The 16,392-nt window shown below is 34.0% G+C and carries 16 protein-coding genes; all 16 read right to left on the bottom strand.

Going from position 1 to position 16,392, the window contains the following annotated elements; genetic code table 11:
* Window positions 1-25: 25 nt before the first annotated feature.
* Window positions 26-568 carry a hypothetical protein gene (locus tag HCW_RS04995; RefSeq protein ID WP_014661135.1) on the bottom strand — a complete coding sequence of 181 codons (543 nt, stop codon included), beginning with the start codon at window positions 566-568 and terminating at the stop codon, window positions 26-28.
* 9 nt (window positions 569-577) lie between these two features.
* Window positions 578-1,099 (bottom strand): membrane protein, encoded by a 522-nt coding sequence (locus tag HCW_RS04990; protein ID WP_014661134.1) that lies wholly within the window; start codon window positions 1,097-1,099, stop codon window positions 578-580.
* On the bottom strand, window positions 1,092-2,069 hold the full coding sequence (locus HCW_RS04985) for a hypothetical protein (protein WP_014661133.1): 978 nt from the start codon (window positions 2,067-2,069) through the stop codon (window positions 1,092-1,094). Before HCW_RS04985 ends, HCW_RS04990 begins: the two co-directional genes overlap by 8 nt.
* Before the next feature lies 1 nt (window position 2,070).
* On the bottom strand, window positions 2,071-2,730 hold the full coding sequence (locus HCW_RS04980) for a lysophospholipid acyltransferase family protein (RefSeq protein WP_043902633.1): 660 nt from the start codon (window positions 2,728-2,730) through the stop codon (window positions 2,071-2,073).
* Window positions 2,731-2,739: 9 nt separating this feature from the next.
* Window positions 2,740-4,056 (bottom strand): tRNA (N6-isopentenyl adenosine(37)-C2)-methylthiotransferase MiaB, encoded by a 1,317-nt coding sequence (gene miaB, locus HCW_RS04975; RefSeq protein ID WP_014661131.1) that lies wholly within the window; start codon window positions 4,054-4,056, stop codon window positions 2,740-2,742.
* Between the two features lie 9 nt (window positions 4,057-4,065).
* Window positions 4,066-4,308: an HP0268 family nuclease gene (locus HCW_RS04970; protein WP_014661130.1), complete on the bottom strand. Its 243-nt coding sequence runs from the start codon at window positions 4,306-4,308 to the stop codon at window positions 4,066-4,068.
* A gap of 74 nt (window positions 4,309-4,382) precedes the next feature.
* The gene (mqnF, locus tag HCW_RS04965; protein ID WP_014661129.1) at window positions 4,383-5,615 is read right to left on the bottom strand and encodes an aminofutalosine deaminase family hydrolase; all 1,233 of its coding nucleotides are present in this window, start codon (window positions 5,613-5,615) and stop codon (window positions 4,383-4,385) included.
* The gene (locus tag HCW_RS04960; RefSeq protein WP_014661128.1) at window positions 5,600-6,736 is read right to left on the bottom strand and encodes an amidohydrolase family protein; all 1,137 of its coding nucleotides are present in this window, start codon (window positions 6,734-6,736) and stop codon (window positions 5,600-5,602) included. The genes mqnF and HCW_RS04960 overlap by 16 nt, the downstream gene beginning before the upstream one ends.
* A 9-nt stretch (window positions 6,737-6,745) precedes the next feature.
* Window positions 6,746-7,465: a cytochrome c biogenesis protein CcdA gene (locus HCW_RS04955; protein WP_014661127.1), complete on the bottom strand. Its 720-nt coding sequence runs from the start codon at window positions 7,463-7,465 to the stop codon at window positions 6,746-6,748.
* Window positions 7,466-7,621: 156 nt separating this feature from the next.
* Complete coding sequence (locus HCW_RS04950; protein ID WP_014661126.1) at window positions 7,622-10,192, bottom strand: ATP-dependent Clp protease ATP-binding subunit; 2,571 nt, start codon at window positions 10,190-10,192, stop codon at window positions 7,622-7,624.
* A gap of 85 nt (window positions 10,193-10,277) precedes the next feature.
* Complete coding sequence (locus HCW_RS04945) at window positions 10,278-11,042, bottom strand: DNA-methyltransferase (RefSeq protein ID WP_014661125.1); 765 nt, start codon at window positions 11,040-11,042, stop codon at window positions 10,278-10,280.
* Window positions 11,039-11,734 carry a BsaWI family type II restriction enzyme gene (locus tag HCW_RS04940; RefSeq protein ID WP_014661124.1) on the bottom strand — a complete coding sequence of 232 codons (696 nt, stop codon included), beginning with the start codon at window positions 11,732-11,734 and terminating at the stop codon, window positions 11,039-11,041. The genes HCW_RS04945 and HCW_RS04940 overlap by 4 nt, the downstream gene beginning before the upstream one ends.
* Window positions 11,735-11,811: 77 nt before the next feature.
* Window positions 11,812-12,942, bottom strand: a complete 1,131-nt coding sequence (gene pseC, locus HCW_RS04935; protein ID WP_014661123.1) for a UDP-4-amino-4,6-dideoxy-N-acetyl-beta-L-altrosamine transaminase — start codon at window positions 12,940-12,942, stop codon at window positions 11,812-11,814.
* Window positions 12,939-13,532, bottom strand: a complete 594-nt coding sequence (locus HCW_RS04930) for a hypothetical protein (protein WP_014661122.1) — start codon at window positions 13,530-13,532, stop codon at window positions 12,939-12,941. Before HCW_RS04930 ends, pseC begins: the two co-directional genes overlap by 4 nt.
* 138 nt (window positions 13,533-13,670) lie before the next feature.
* Window positions 13,671-16,070 carry an outer membrane protein gene (locus HCW_RS04925; RefSeq protein ID WP_014661121.1) on the bottom strand — a complete coding sequence of 800 codons (2,400 nt, stop codon included), beginning with the start codon at window positions 16,068-16,070 and terminating at the stop codon, window positions 13,671-13,673.
* The gene (locus HCW_RS04920; protein WP_014661120.1) at window positions 16,051-16,263 is read right to left on the bottom strand and encodes a hypothetical protein; all 213 of its coding nucleotides are present in this window, start codon (window positions 16,261-16,263) and stop codon (window positions 16,051-16,053) included. Before HCW_RS04920 ends, HCW_RS04925 begins: the two co-directional genes overlap by 20 nt.
* Window positions 16,264-16,392: the final 129 nt, after the last annotated feature.

Genomic DNA, 16,392 nt, shown 5'->3' with positions numbered 1-16,392 from the left:
AAATCCTCATTTAATTTGGTTATTCTCATTTATATTGCACACTCACACCAAATTGCACCGCTAAATTTATAGAATCTTTAGAAATTTTCAAAGGAAGTTGGCTTTGTGCGCTTGGTAAGTATTTGTTTAGTAAAGTGAAAAAACGATAGACCTTTTTCAATTCATCTGTCTTGGCATTGATATTAAAGCTCGCTTTCTTAAGAGAATCTTGTTTTTCAGAAACAAGCTGAATTTGATAGGTTTCAAAACAAAGCTTTGAGATTTTGTCTAAAATTGTTTTTGACTCTTCATAGCCTAAAACTTTCAATAAAAGCAAACTTGTCTCTTTTTGGGTGCGATAGCTATTCAAATCAGCCTCAAAATGCCTTTGAGTATATTCTAAGAGACTTTTTTTACGATTTTCCTCTAAAAGCATGCTCTTAAATCCCATCATGCTAGGCCATAGAAAATAGTGCGTATTAAGCCACCCAAACAATGCAAAAATCACTAAAAAAATAAGGTTTTTAATAATAAAGCCTACATCGCCTGATTGCTCCCTATCAATATGAGAAAAATGTAATTTACCCATGCAACTTCCTCAAGGATTTTTTATCAAAGCAGTGTTTGAAGAGCTTGTAGAAACAAAATTATACCACCCATCACTTAGGGGGAAAAATTCTGCTTGAGAATAATCAAACATAGAATTAAGCTTGTTTTGAAATAAAAAATAAAACGCCTCTTTAGAGGGGGTTTTCCCCTTAATGACAATATTTTGTTGCCCCATTTCAACTGAGCTAATCGTAATAGAATCTGGCACAATATTTAAAAGTCCCTGCAAAATATCTTTAACATTGTCATTATAATCCAAACGCTTTTTAGCTTCTTTAATCAACTGCAATGTTTGAGTGGTCTTAACTTGCAAACGACTGATTTCATGACGATAAATAAGCTCTTGAGTCTCTAAGGTAGTGGCATTACTATTGGTATGCTTAGTAGCATTCTTAACAAACCATACTAGACCAAAAACAACTCCAAAAGACAATATAAGATAAAAAATCCAAATCTTAGAAAGCTTACTGACAAGATATTTAGGTTTTGGAAGAATATAACTATTATGCATGTTCATCATTCTCTATACGAGCAAGCATGTTTAACTGCCCAACCAAAGAAAAAGTAAGTTTGGTTACTTCTATCATCAAATGCTCTTCTAAGTGCGATAAGGCTTTTTGATGGATTTGACAACTATCTAAAAGCACCACTTTTTCTACAAAATCTATATCTTTAGAACTATACACATTTCTCAAGCTCTCTTGCAAAATATCTGCAATAATAGGAATATTAGTCAAATTATCAATCAAGCTCTGCGCATCCTCTTCATTGCCTTGCGTATTATTTTCTTGCACTCCATCTAAATTGATGGCCTCCTCCAAATTATCAATATCATCTTGAATTTCACTCAAAAACATTTCTATCATTTCATTTTTCATTTCCATAGATTCATCTTGTTCGCTTTGTAAAAAACTTTCGGGTTGTTCTTCCAAAAATACTGATTTGGCTAAAAAAATCTCTTTATTATTTGCAATCAAGAAATAAAATCTAGAGCGCTCCATAAGCAAATACAACAAAGGCTTACTTTCTAAGCTATCACGCACAAAACGATAAATGATGCTAAAAGGCGAAAACAAATAGTCTATGCCTTGTATTTTAAAACGCTTGGCATCTTTTAAGAAATCTTTAGACTCTATATAAACACAATATTTTTCATTAATCTCACAAACCTTGTAGTCTTCTTTAAGATTTTCTAATCTCAGTTGTTCAAACACGCTTTTTTCACATAAAACTTCTTTAGCCTTAGACATCGCACTAAAATAAGTATAAGGATACTTTTTAGCATAGGCTCTAACCATTTTTAAAGCCTGAGCAGGAATTTCCCCATTCTTGGTTTCAAAAGTTTTGTAAAACTTCTCTTTAACTTGAGAATTTTTAATCCTTAAAACTTGGATAGACAAATCATTTTTATCCGCATTAACAGAAATATATACTTGAGAAAAAAGCTTTTCTTTGAGCACTTTCTCTAGCTGTTTAAACACCCTATCCCCTTTTTATTGATTGAGTTTGATAAAATTCTTGCTCACAATTATCCATGCGCATTTTAAGATATTCTTTAGCCTTTGAAAGCTCCCATTCTCTAGGAATCACAACAGGCTCTAACATATAGTAGCGCACTTCACTAAAAGGCTTAGGAATTTCAAATTTATCCCAAGTATTAAATTGCCAAGCATTTTTGCAAATTACCCTACACACACTCACCCCCACACCTGATTTTTGAGCTAAAGCTACTACGCCATCAGCTATGCTATGTCTTGGTCCTTTGGGACCATCTGGAGTGATACCTACATCATAGCCTTCTTTTAAATGCTTAAGCCCTTCTATTAACACTCTAACCCCTCCTTTTTTGCTAGAACCCCTAATGTTCTTAAATCCAAAGCTTTCAAACAAACCTGCTGCAATAGAGCCATCAAAATGCTGGCTTGCAATGACATAAATATGGGGTTTTTTTAGTTTCAAATAGGAAAAACCAATCATGCCAAGTTCGCCATGCCAACAACTCACAATAAATTGTTTTTCACTCAAGCTATTAGCTAGAAAGTAATGATTTTTGCAAGTCTTATGCAATAGCCATAAAATCGCCCATGCCAAGCGTGGCACAATCTTTAACACTAAGTTTCGCCTAAATATTTTTAAGCTCAATTCTTACCCTTAAGCCTTATTCTTTACAAGCGCTTGCAAACGCCCCCCATCATTGGAGACAATTTCAACCTCTACAAGCTCGCCTAATTTTTTTTCATCTTTACAAGTTACTTCAATAAATTTTCCCGTATCACTACGCCCTTCAAAACCTACAATTTTACCCTCTTTTTCACGCATGCTTTCTATCAATACCACATGCGTTTTACCCACTTCAAGTTTTGCTTTTTCTTCTAAAATTTCCTTGTGCCTATTTTGTAATTTCTCTAATCTTAAAGATGAAACTTCTAAAGGCACTCTTTCTTTCCAAGCTCCCGCTTCAGTAAAGGGGCGTGGCGAATAAATAAAGCTATAGAGCGTGTCAAAGCGCACTTTTTCTAGCACATCCATAGTATCTTCAAAGTCTTCATCACTTTCATTAGGAAAGCCTACAATAATATCAGTGCTAATGCCCACATGGGGCACTAAGGATTTTAATTTCTCTACCCTATTTAAAAACCACTCTTTGCTATAGCCCCTTTTCATGGCTTTTAGTATTGCACTAGAGCCACTCTGTAAGGGCATGTGGATATTCTTACACACCTTAGGATTATTCGCAAATCTCTCTAAAAATTCATCATTCATATGCAAGGGGTGAGGCGAAGTGAATCTTATTCTTTCAATGCCCTTAATTTCGCTTAATTTATCCAACAAATCGCTAAAATTCACTTTTGCATGCTCACTACTAAAACGCACGCCATAATTATTCACATTCTGTCCTAAAAGCATCAGCTCTTTAGTGCCATTGCTAGCAAGTTTCTCGGCTTCTTTTAAGATTAAATCCATAGGAATAGAAATCTCTTTACCCCTAGTGTGCGGAACAATACAATAAGTGCATTTTTTATCACAGCCTATAGAGATGTTTAATAACGACCTAACTTCAGCCTTTTTCTCAAAAAACTCAAACGCATACGCGCTTTCATCATAATCAATAGCCACCTCAACGGCTTTTTCTTTGTGAATGACTTGAGAGATTTTAGACACATTCCTAGCCCCTAACACAAAGCTCACGCTTGGGGCTTTTTTGAGTATATCTGCTCCCATATGGCTTGCTGTGCATCCACAAACGCCAATTTTTGCACTAGGTTTTTTAATCTTAGCAAATTGACCGATTTCTGAAAATAATTTTCGCTCTGGTTTTTCACGCACACTACAAGTATTGATTAAAATCAAATCCGCTACTTTGGGGTCATTAGTTTCTTTATAGTCTAGTTTGGATAGCTCGCTTAATAAATGCTCACTATCCCTAGAATTCATAGCACAACCCATGGTTTCAATATAAACTTTCAACACAAGCCTTTAAATAATGTGTAATTCATAAAGAAAGTCTTTTTCATCAGTGCTTACTCTAATTTCATCTAAATATGCCATATGTCCTTTTTCTTTGAAAAAATCTACTACCTTAAGCATATCTTTATGAGCGTTTGAGGGAGCAAAATAAAAAATAGAGCGCTTATCTTCACTAAATTTTTTATACAAATCTTCTAATTCAACACTTTTTTGTTCAGACTTTCTTGTATTTTTAGCTAGGGCTAATTTCATCATTCTTCCTTAGTATTTATGTATTTAAATCTCTAATTCTAACGCATTCTATCTTTAAAACGAATTATTTTCTCTTAAATTACTTTTTTACCCCCTAAAAACAAACACTCCACTCCTTTAGCATGCAATAAGAATTGTAAAATTGCTTGTTCTTTAGTAAAACTTTCATCAAAACTAAACACGCTCAAATCCGCTCTCTTATTTTCTTTTATCTCACCATTATTTAACCCCAGAGCTTTAGCTCCATAATGTGTAGCCCCTAAAAGAGTGATTTTGGCTAATTCTAGTAAGGGCATGGGTTTTTGAGAAAATAAAAACGCCCTTAATTCATCTAAAAAATTCAGCGAAATATTAGAGCTCAAACCATCTGTGGCAATACTCACATTCAAATTTGCTTTTTTAACTTTTTCTAAATCCAAAACTTTCCCACTTAATAGGCGATTAGAAACAGGGCATGTGATTAAAAAAGCGTTTTTGACTTGTGCTTTAATTTTTTTCAACATTTTCAAAGATGCGAATTGATTATGCACAAATAAAGTATGCGTGTCTTTAAACATTTCAATGTATTCATTCACGCTCTTATAAAGCGATTGAGCATTAGTTTGGTTTAAAAATTTTTGATAGAAACTCTTAAACCACCCACTAGAGTTTTCTAACCATTCTAATTCTTCAAAAGATTCTAAAAAATGCGTAGAAAGTAGGCTTTGTGAGTCTTTGGCTAACTTAATGATACTTAATGCCATATCTTTTTGGACTGAATAAGGGGCATGCAAGGCTAGAGCGATTTTAAAACGCTCATTTTCTAACGCTTTTAAATCCCTAAATTGTGTCTCAAATATTTCTAGTCTTTCTAAGGAATAGCTACTTCCTAAAAACTCCATAAATACCACAGCATTTAAAGGGCTACTTTTAAGCAAATTGACTTCTTTAAGATAGCTAGAAATCGCCCCCACACTCCCCACTCCACTTTTTAGCTGTGTGTTTATAGCGTTTTGTATAGCTATCTCGCAATTTTGTAAAATCGCCCCCCTATTTTTCATCACGCTTTCTAACCAGTTCGCAAAGCTCCCATAATTAAAACTCGCTACATTGTTAGAAAACTCAAAATGAATGTGTGGGTTAATAAAGGCGGGTAAAAGAATGGAATTTTCAAAAAATTGTGTTTTTAAGTAGGGATATTTAAGCACTAGACTTTCATAATCGCCTACTTCAAGAATCTTTTCATCAAAGACTACGCCATAATCTTGTAAAACTTCGCATTTTTCATTACAAAGAAAAACTAAAGACGCCCCTATGATTTCTCGCATACGCCCCCTTTAAGAAACGCCGTTTGACCCTTTAAAATCATTCTTTGAACTACGCCTTGTAATTCTAAATCATAAAAGGGCGAATTTTTATTGCTAACCCTTTCTTTAGCATCTAAATCTACGATAATAAGATTAGCTATTTTATTTTCTTTAATCTCGCCTGAGTTTTGCCCTAAAAACTTTGCTTGATTGAATGCCATAACCTTAATAAGCTGTTGTAAACTTATGATATTTTTTTGAACCAAGAAAGTATAAGCCACGCTAAAAGCGTATTCTATACTCTCACACCCAAAAGCACTTTCTTCAAAAAGCTGTGCGTTAGAGTTTTTATGAGTATGGAGACTTGTTAGCATGGAGATTTCATTATTTCTTAAAGCAACTTGCAAGGCGTTTTGACTTTTTTTATCTCTTAAAGGGGGGGCAATTTTAAACCTAGGCTCATAATTTTTAATTACGCTTTCATCTAATACTAAATGGCTTAATGGCACTTGAATTTGTAAATTTGCCCCTAAATGATTAAAGGCTTTTGTAAGTTTTAGCGTAGCGATACTATTGATTTTATCTAAAAGCATAGGAATACCTAAGGCTCTAGAAACTTCCATAAAACGCACTAAATGAGTGTTTTCAAACGCATTGTCTATGAAGCTTTGCCCTAATTCATAGGCTAATTCCCCACTATTTAAGCTTTGAAAAGAATTTTCTAAGGACACTAAAAGGGGTAAGTTATAGGATTTTGCATAATGGCTGATGAGTTCTAAAAATGCATCACTTTGGGCGATTAAAACTTCCCCCCCTTGATTTTTAAGTGTAGCGATATCTTCTAACCTATTATCTTTAATTGCCATAATATTTTTAATATTACTTTGAGCGTGATTAAAAATATTAAGTAGCCCTACCCCACCTTTAAAAGCCTTTTGCCTTAAGTTTTCATAGCCTTCCAAACAAGTAACGCTTAAATCAATTAAGCTTGGCAATACAAATAAATTCTCACACTCAATCACTTCTTCGCTATCTTTTGGGCTTAAGTTTTCTTGTATCTCTATAATGAGAGAATCTTTTAAGCGAATATCCGCCACCCTTAAGTTCTCATCATCATAAAACGATGCGTTTTTTAACAGCATGTCTCCCCCCTAATTTTGTAAGAAATTTGTTAAGCTTTTCATAGAATCTGTCATAATCAACACCCCCATTAAAACTAGCACTAACCCTGAAATAATCTCAATCATGCGGTTGTATTTTTTTAATCGTTTTAAAAATAATAACGCCCTTTCTACCATTAAAGCCACTAATAAGAAAGGAATGGCTAACCCCATAACATACACTACCATAAGCAATAAGCCATAAGTATCCTTGCTCGCACTCATCATCACAATAGAAGTAAATATAGGTCCAATACATGGAGTCCACCCTAGGGCAAAACTCACTCCTAAAAGAAAGGGATAAAAGCGTTGCATACCATTAGATTTACTTGTAAAACGCACGCTTTGAGTCTTATACAAAAATGCAAAACGAAATAGCCCTAAAAAATGCAAGCCAAAGAGCAAGACAATGCCCCCAGAAATATAATTCACCCATCCCCCTACAAAGCTATGAATAAGCTTTGCCATAGACATGCCCACACCCAAAAACACGAGCGAAAATCCTATAACAAACATCAAGGATTTTAAAAAGACCGAAACCCTTTTAGCCTTACCATCCTTAATATCTTCTAAAGAAATTTGAGAGATATAAGACATATATGCTGGAATTAAAGGCAACACACAAGGGCTTAAAAAAGTCAAAACCCCAGCTAAGAGCGAAGTTAAAAAAGGCGTTGTCTCAAATAAATTTATCAGCGTGTTATCAAGCATAATTTTTAATCCTTATTTTATTACTTATCCAAAATACCATATCTTATACCATAATCTCTTCAATTTCTATCACTCAAAAACTTGCTCTAAAAAATATGTGCTAATATGTGCTTTTATATTCAATTTTCAAAGCAAAGTCTTTCATCATCTAGCCTATCACTTAATCTTAGGCACAATTTCGTTATTTTCTACCACAAATTCAACACTACTATTTTCTTTAATCTTATCTTCTAAGATAAGCTCAGCAAGCTTATCTTCTATCATTTCATATAACGCTCTTTTTAAGGGTCTAGCCCCATAGAACCTATCAAAACCCACTTGAGCTATCAATTCTTTTGCTTTTTGGTCTAATTCTATGCTAATGCCCCTTTCAAACGCCTTTTTTTGAATGCCTTCAAAGAGTATCCCCACAATATTAGTAATGGCGTTATTATCTAATGCGTTAAAGGAAATAATTTCATCTAAGCGGTTCAAAAATTCTGGCTTAAAGACTTGTTTTAAGCTCTCTTTGATAGCCTTTTGTTTATCCATTTCGCTTAAATGCTCATCTAAAAGCACGCCACTAGCTACATTACTTGTAAGAATTACAATCGTGTTTTTGAAATCCACTTTCACACCCTTACTATCGGTCAAATGCCCTTCATCTAAAACTTGCAACAAGAGATTAAACACATCAGGATGAGCTTTTTCCACTTCATCTAGTAGCACCACACTATAGGGCTTTCTTCGCACCGCCTCTGTTAATTGACCACCTTCTTCATAGCCTACATACCCAGGGGCAGCTCCTATAAGACGACTTATAGCATGCTTTTCCATATACTCACTCATATCAATTCTAATGAGATTTTTATCGCTATCAAACAAGAATTGTGCTAGGGCTTTTGCACTCTCTGTTTTACCCACCCCAGTAGGTCCTAAAAAGAGAAAGCTCCCTATAGGCTTATTGCTATCACTAAGTCCAGCCTTATTTCTTTTAATCGCTTTAGCAATCGCTTTTAAAGCCTTGTCTTGCCCTACAACCTTTTTTTGTAGCTCGCTTTCAATGTTTAAAATCCTTTCTTTTTCGCTTTGGAGCATTTTTTGAATAGGAATTTGAGTCCATTGACTCACAATCTCGGCGATATTGTTCTCTGTTAAAGCGTTTTGTAATAACGCTCCATTTTGTTGCATAACTTCCCATTTATGTTGCAATTCTTTTTCTTTCTTTTCATTTTCAGGGATTTTAGCGTATTCAATTTCAGCCGCTTTTTGATAATCCCCATTGCGTTTAAATCTCTCAGCCTCACGCCTTAAGCTCTCTGTTTCTGATTTTAGGCGTGAAATTTCTCTAAACACTTCTTTTTCATTCTCAAATTGTGCCTCTAATTCTCTTTTTTCTTCCTTCAAATCGCTCAATTCTTTAAGAATTTCTTGCGTGCGTTTGAGATTGCTCTCTTTGTTTTCCATTTCAAGGGCTTGTTTCTCTACTTCTAATCTTTGGATTTGTCGTTTAATAAGAGAGAGTTTTGCAGGTTCAGATTCCATTTGCATTTTTAATTGAGCCGCCCCTTCATCAATCAAATCAATCGCTTTATCGGGTAAAAATCTATCCGTAATATAACGGCTAGATAGTTTAGCACTTGCGACTAATGCAGAGTCATTGATAGTGATATTATGGTGCGTTTCTAAAGTCTCTTTAAGCCCTCTTAAAATCTGTAAAGCATCATTAATGCTAGGTTCATTAAGCATAATAGGTTGGAAACGCCTTTGTAATGCCATGTCTTTTTCAAAATATTTGCGGTATTCCTTTAAAGTAGTCGCTCCAATAGTGTGTAATTCCCCCCTAGCTAACGCTGGTTTTAAAATATTAGCCGCATCCATACCCCCCTCACTTGCCCCAGCCCCCACAATAGTGTGGATTTCATCAATAAATAAAATCACATTAGCGCTTTTTTTAACTTCTTCAATAACCTTTTTCAAACGCTCTTCAAACTCGCCCCTGTATTTTGCCCCCGCAACTAACAAACTCAAATCTAAAGCAATAACTCGCTTATTTAAAAGTGTTGTAGGCACTTCTTTATTGACAATGCGTTGGGCTAAACCTTCTACAACAGCCGTTTTCCCCACTCCCGGCTCACCTAACAAAATAGGGTTATTCTTAGTTTTTCTAATCAAAATTTGCATCATACGAATGATTTCTTCATCTCTTCCGATAACGGGGTCAAGTTTATTTTCTAAGGCTTTTTGAGTTAAATCAATACCAAATTTTTCTAAACTCTCTAAATTAGAATCATCATTTTTATCTTGAATAGTCGCACCTTTTCTTAAAAACTCTAAAGTTTTTTGCAATTCTTTGGTGTCTAAATAGGGCTTTAAAACACTCTCAAAAAGACTCATATTAGCCAAAAGATAAACATCTACAGCCACAAACAAATCGCCCATTTTAGCGCTCAAGCCTTGAGCGTTTTCAAAACTTTGTATTAAGGCATGACTTAATTGAATATCTTGCTTATTGATTTGTGAAACTTTAGCTATTTTTTCTATTTCACTCTGAATACTAAGTCTTAAAGCTTGAATGTCTATAGACATCTTTTGTAGGGCTTGAATGAGTATGCCTTGTGAGTTATTAAGCATAGCAAAAAGCATGTGCAAGGGCGTGATTTCAGCGTTTTTATGGTGTAAAGCTAGAGCTAACGCACTATCTAAACTCTCTTGCAATTGATTAGTCATCTTTTCAAACAAATTCATCATAAACCCCCTTAGAGTTTTTAATCTAAAATCTTTACTATTTTACACTATTTTATTATAACTCTCAAAGGTTTTTAAAGAAAGCTTACAATAATGATAGACTATCTAAAATACGCTTTTTAGACAACTCGCAATATTCTTTTTCAATTTCTAAACCCACACTAAAACGCCCCAAAGCATTTGCTTCCAAAATAGTTGTGCCAGAGCCACTAAAAGGGTCAAAAATTGTATCTTCTAAGAAAGAAAACAATTTAATACAACGCCTTGGTAATTCTCTTGGAAATGGGGCTGGGTGTTTTAGGCGTTTTTTTGATTCGCCACTAAAACTCCATAGCCCATTTGTATAGAGTAAAAACTCCTCTTTATTAATCGTAGAAGTTTGTTTTTTGCGTTTGTATTCATTCTTATAAAGAATAATAATCAATTCCACAGGAGCAATGGCATAAGGTGCTGATGCTTGTAGCCAACTTCCCCAAGCGGTGCGTCTTGAAATATTGCTTTCATTCCAAATAATGGTATTTTGATACTTCCAACCGCATTCTTTTGCTACTGCTGTAATGTCTGCCCCTAAACTTTGTTTGCCGTGTTTATTAGTGTCTAATGGGACATTCAAACAAAGTCTTGCTTGTTCCTTACCCCAAACATAACAATTTTTAAGCCAATTTTTACACCACTCCAAATAATCATCATAAGCTCTAAAATCATTGCTTCCTTGATATTCAATACTCAAATTATAAGGCGGTGAAGTTACACACAAATCATAAAAGCCTTTTTCAAAAGTCTCTAAAACGCTCACATCACCATGATATAAATTTAATTTATCCAAACTAAAATAAGGGGTTTGTTTCACAAAAGCTCTTTTAAATCTTCTAATAAATTTTCTATGCCCTTAATTTTAGAGCTTTTATCAAATTCACTCTTAGCCAAATAGATGCCATCTAGTTCATACTCCATAACAATTCGTGCTTTTTTAGGCTTATCTTTAAAACTGATTTCATCATCATTATCCGGAGTTATCATAAAGACTTTAATATGAGAAGTTATAGGCGATTGTAAGAGTTTTAATTTCCAATAAGGTGTCTCTGTGAAACGCTCTCTAAAAGAATTTTTAACCGATAAAATCGCTAAAATGTTTATATTATCGTTGTTTGTTTGATAAAGAATAATATCTCCATCCGGTAACACACTATACTCGCCAAAATGCACAAGCAAGGCTCGTTTGACTTTATCAAGCTCCAAAGGTATATTCTTAGCCCTTAAAATTTTATCATTTGTGATTTTTACATTGTTTTTAAGACAAAAATCTTGTAATAAAAGTTCTATGATTTTTTCTAACGCTCTTCCTATAGCACTTACAAAGCCTTGTCTAGCCAAAATACTAGCCTCTTCTTTGCTTTTGCCTTGATTAATATAATCGCTAACTTTGCTATTAAAAAAGCGTTCTTTTTCTTGTGCGTAAAAAACTTGTAAAGACTTATAAGGCTCAGAATGCGAGTTAATAAAATCTTTAAAATGTTCTAAAATCGTGTCTGCTAAACTCAATTCAAATACCTTATTGATAGAAATAGGTAAAATTATAGTATAAAGCTTTTTGATAGTTGCTGATACTTTTAAATTCTTTAACTATCCTTTGTAAAGCTCTCAAAGGTTTTTAAAACGCCATGAGCGATTAATTTCACACTCTCTAAATCCAAATTCGCATAACAAGGCAAAGAGATTTCAGCGTGATAAAAATTCTCGGCACTTTTTAGGGGAGCTATATTAAAAAGCTCTTGATACAAGCTGTATTGATAGATAGGCTTGTAATGCACTTGAGCTAAAATGCCAAGCTTGTGCAAACTCTCTAAAATTTGCTTTTTAAATTTAAAAAATCGCTGGTGAATCAAAATGGGATAAAGATGGTTAGAACTTTTATGCTCTAAAAGGGGGTGTAAGGGGGTGAAATAAGGGTTATCTTTAAAAATCCTATCATAGACTAGAGCGATTTCTTCTCGTTTTTGCATTAAAAGGGGGGCTTTTTTAAGCTGGCTCAAACCCAAAGCACTTTGGATTTCATTCAAGCGGAAGTTATACCCTACGCTTTCTACTTCGCCTTCAAAAAAATCTTTTTTGAGCATTCCATGAGAGCGAAATAATTTCATTTTTTCAAATAATTCGCTATTGTTTGTTACTATAGCTCCCCCTTCAGCCGTAGTTATAGGCTTAATGGCATGAAAACTAAAAACACTCGCTAACGCAAAACCCCCTACCTTTTGATTTTGATACTCGCTTCCTAGGGCATGTGAACTATCAGAAAGAAAGCTCAAAGAATGCTTTTTGCAAAGCTTTTGAATGCTTTCAATTTCTACGCTTTTACCCGCATAATCCACACTCACTATGGCTTTGGTTTTTTCTGTAATCAATTTTTCTAGGGCTAATGCATCAATATTGCCATCATTTTTGATTTCAGCAAATACAGGCTTGTAGCCACTCTCTAAGAGCATGTTAGTGGTAGCTACAAAACTTATAGGGGTAGTAATGACTTCATTGCAACTAGCATTAAAATCGCTAAAATTTCTATAGAGTGCTAAAAGAGCCGAAGTCGCACTATTAAATACTAATGCATGTTTAACGCCCAAAAACTCACATAATGCTTCTTCAAATAAAACAGAATATTTGCCCTGTGTGAGTTGCGTAGAATTTAGAACTTCTAAAACAGCCCTTTTATCATCTTCATCTAAGCAAGGCTCACTATAAGCAAACTTTTTCAAGCGAGTAACTCCTGCAAGCGAGATGGAGTGATTTTTTCAATGTTATGAGCGTTTTGAAACTTCTCAAAATTAAGACTATTTTTGTCTAAAGTATCGTATTTTGTGGAGCTAATGGCTTTGCTTAACTCTTTTTTCCATTGATTAAGAGCATTTTGTATGCTCTCTCTCTCTGTTTGTAAGTTTTGTGAAAAGTCCCTTAAAGCTTGAGAATCGCTCATTTTTATATCACTTGGGGCTTGCAACTCTGAAATATAATGATTTTCTAAAGGAATTTGACTAAAAGCTTGATAAGTTTTATTGAGATGATTTTTAACTTCATCAAAACTATCTGCTTGATTTTGTAAAGAGTCCTTGGAGAGTGAAATAAGTTCTTCTATATCCTTATGCATGCTTGTTAAATCTTTAAGGCGTTTTTGTAAGTTCCCTATGGCGATATTATCGGACTTAATATGCTGTGCAAGTTCGTTTATTGGTGTAGTCTCTAAAGAATTTGTCAATTCTTTTTGATTGTTTTCAACAGCCATCTTAGGCTGTTTATTATGATAGCTTCTTGCTACTAGGTTTTGACTATAATTGTGAATCTTAGGCATCCTATATCCTTATTTCATTTAATTTTCAAACAAAACAAGCAAATTTTATTCCTAAAAAAACCCCCATAATAACATACCTATTCTAAAATTCTAAAAAAATAACTTTTATTAAATCCCCCCCTATTCAATCTCTTAATCCTAAAACCCCCACACATACCCAACATAATAAACATACTCTCTTTTATAATTCACTTTAAGATTAGCTGTGTCAATATATCTTTGACTAAGCATAGGAATCTTAACGCCCAATTCAATACCATGATGACTAAGAATATTAGTTCTTAATCCAAAATCAAACAAACATTGAAAATGAGTCGCTCTAATTTTATCTTTCATATTACTAGAATACTTTCTAGTAGCCAACCATGAATTACCTGCTACTTGAAATCCTCCAAAGATTCCATAACTAGCTAGTTTATTTTCAAAGATATTCACTAGAATATCTAAACCTACACCATAAGTAAGCATGTTCATATTAACTTGATTAGTGTTTCTTTGACTTAAGACTCCATAGTTATAATCTAAGAAAGCATAATATCTTAATCCAAATTGTCCGTATTTCTTTTTACTTTCTCTATTGCCTTTAATATAATGATTAAACATTTGTTTATAGCCACCCTTGATTCCAAAGCCTAGCATATAACCTTGTTGTTTGCTTTCTATAACTTTATCATTGTTAGTGAATGTAGTCGTAGGTGAGCTTAAGTAGTTCATGTTATTAAACATACTCGCTAAAGTGCTCAGACTTGCTAAGGCTATGGGTTTAGAAACTTGTAGAGTATTGTAGGTAGCTTGGTGTTGTTGAGAGAGAGTATTAGTAGAGTTGGTGGGTAGAGCCATAAAAGTAAAATGCAAGGTTTGTTGGTCAGCTTTGGGTAGAGATGTGTTGATATTGTTAAGGATTTGCTTGATTTGGTTTTTATTAAGGTAACTTCCACCTTGTTGGTAATGTGGGTTATTTTTCCATTGCTCGTTATAGAAATTACCAAAGCTTTGAATTGCCACACCTATTTCTTTAGGATTATGAGAGTTAAGGGCGTTAGCTATGTTGCCCATATTGTTCCACCAATCTGAAACAGCATGATAGAGTTGTTGTGGGGTTTTTATTTTAGGCGTATATTGGTATTCACTGCAGTTGCCACTGCAACCATCAGCAGGCACAAATGAACCACTAATAACAACGCTTGAATTTTCCTTAACACCATTTTTTGTTTGACCACTAAGAACAGTAATATGCACTGTAGTTGGGCTATTCATAACAATACCCCACATCCATGCACTTAGTTGCATGTTAAAATTAGAGCTTTGGGCATCATAAATAGGAATATCTGTAAGCATTTTATCAATAATATTAAGGGCTTGTTGCTTATCATTTGAATTGGCTAAAGCACTAATCTTATTTTTTAATGTTGTCATGGCTGAAGTAAAAGCACTTGCACTACCTATAGCGTCGGCAGTCTCCATAGTTTTTTGAAATTCATTGCTGGCTTTATTAAGGAGTTGCTTATAGGTTGGAATAAGTTTGGGGTCTATCTTTTCTATTAAATTTTGCAAAGTAGGAGGTGATACAAGTTTGCCACAATCATTAGACTTAAAAGCACAACCATTATAAACTTCATTACTAAAGAAATTGACATATTGTTTTCTAAAGTGTTGGAACGCATAGCTTAGTGCGTAAGCGTAATTCACATCTTTTTGATTTTTAGCTATGCCTTGTAGCATTTGAAAGAGCATAAGAGAGTTGATACCAAAGTTAGGGGTCAAATAGGCATGTGGAGTTATTTTTGCACCTTCATTTTCGCTCCACCCTATAAGCCCATTTTGTAAAATCTCTTTATCTGTAATGGTGTCATTCCTACCGATAGTGTTTGCATTCAAATCATCAATGATTGTTTTTAAACTTTCAGTTATGCTTGAGCTATTGAATGCTTGATTAGAGTTTAAAGCACTTAAAATACTTTGAACCTTTGTTTTTATGGTATTTAGAGTTATGTTATGCTGAAATCCTTGTTGATAATATTGACCATTCATCATGCCATTTAACTCTTCTAAATAACCCTCCAAATACCCCTTAATAGATGAAAGTCTTAAACTATCAAGGCTTTTAAGCACTTCTGTAGTAGAGGTAGGGCTAGAATGAGTGGCGTAGTTATTTGTTATAAGTGTTGGTTGTTCTTTAGAATGTGTTTGAATAAGATTAGTAGTTGGATTATTTTTTATAAGTTGCAATAATTCATTGGTTTGAATCATCACTAAACCTAAGCTCATAATGCCCACACCATTTTGAGTGATTCCTGCATTTAATTGCAAGCTTTTAGCTAGATTTTCTATTTGAGGGTTTTTAAACAAGCTAGGGTCTTGTTGTAAAGCTTGTAAAACATTGATAGCTTGTTTTTGAATGTTTAGTTGAGCGAGTTGTGTTTTTTGCTCTGCTGTAGCACTACTACCTAAAGTGTTTATTTGGTTTTGTAAATTTGTGATTTGACTAGAGACACCATTAGAAAGCGTGTCTAATTGATTAGAGTTTAGTAAAGGCACCTTTAGGGGAGAATATATACCCCCCCCCCAAAGAATCGTTGGGGTTGTAGTTAGGATTAGTCATAGAAGAGTTTTCTTTCATTTGTGCCATTTGATAGTTAGCTCCAAGAAAGAAAGAGCTTTCTTCAGCCATTAAAGAACTAGCTAGACTTAAACTTAAGGCACTAAAAAGTTTTATGGTGTGATGAGACATAAGAATTTCCTTTTTTAAAATGATTTTACGAATGAAAATAAGCTTGAATTGTAGCAGAAAAGTTCTAAAATGAGAAATTGAAATTTGAGTTTAAAAATAAAGAGCTTAGAAAAAGAAAAACAAAGAGAT

The sequence above is a fragment of the Helicobacter cetorum MIT 00-7128 genome (assembly GCF_000259255.1).
Lineage (GTDB): Bacteria > Campylobacterota > Campylobacteria > Campylobacterales > Helicobacteraceae > Helicobacter > Helicobacter cetorum_B.
The sequence above is the reverse complement of the archived record's forward strand: the minus strand, read 5'-3'. Positions and strand labels throughout refer to the sequence as shown.

Bases quoted from the DNA above. Each gene is read 5' to 3' on its own strand.
- HCW_RS04995 (WP_014661135.1), bottom strand. From the start codon at position 568: ATGGGTAAATTACATTTTTCTCATATTGATAGGGAGCAATCAGGCGAT.
- HCW_RS04990 (WP_014661134.1), bottom strand. From the start codon at position 1,099: ATGCATAATAGTTATATTCTTCCAAAACCTAAATATCTTGTCAGTAAG.
- HCW_RS04970 (WP_014661130.1), bottom strand. From the start codon at position 4,308: ATGAAATTAGCCCTAGCTAAAAATACAAGAAAGTCTGAACAAAAAAGT.
- mqnF (WP_014661129.1), bottom strand. From the start codon at position 5,615: ATGCGAGAAATCATAGGGGCGTCTTTAGTTTTTCTTTGTAATGAAAAA.
- HCW_RS04960 (WP_014661128.1), bottom strand. From the start codon at position 6,736: ATGCTGTTAAAAAACGCATCGTTTTATGATGATGAGAACTTAAGGGTG.
- HCW_RS04955 (WP_014661127.1), bottom strand. From the start codon at position 7,465: ATGCTTGATAACACGCTGATAAATTTATTTGAGACAACGCCTTTTTTA.
- HCW_RS04950 (WP_014661126.1), bottom strand. From the start codon at position 10,192: ATGAATTTGTTTGAAAAGATGACTAATCAATTGCAAGAGAGTTTAGAT.
- HCW_RS04930 (WP_014661122.1), bottom strand. From the start codon at position 13,532: ATGCCTAAGATTCACAATTATAGTCAAAACCTAGTAGCAAGAAGCTAT.
- HCW_RS04920 (WP_014661120.1), bottom strand. From the start codon at position 16,263: ATGTCTCATCACACCATAAAACTTTTTAGTGCCTTAAGTTTAAGTCTA.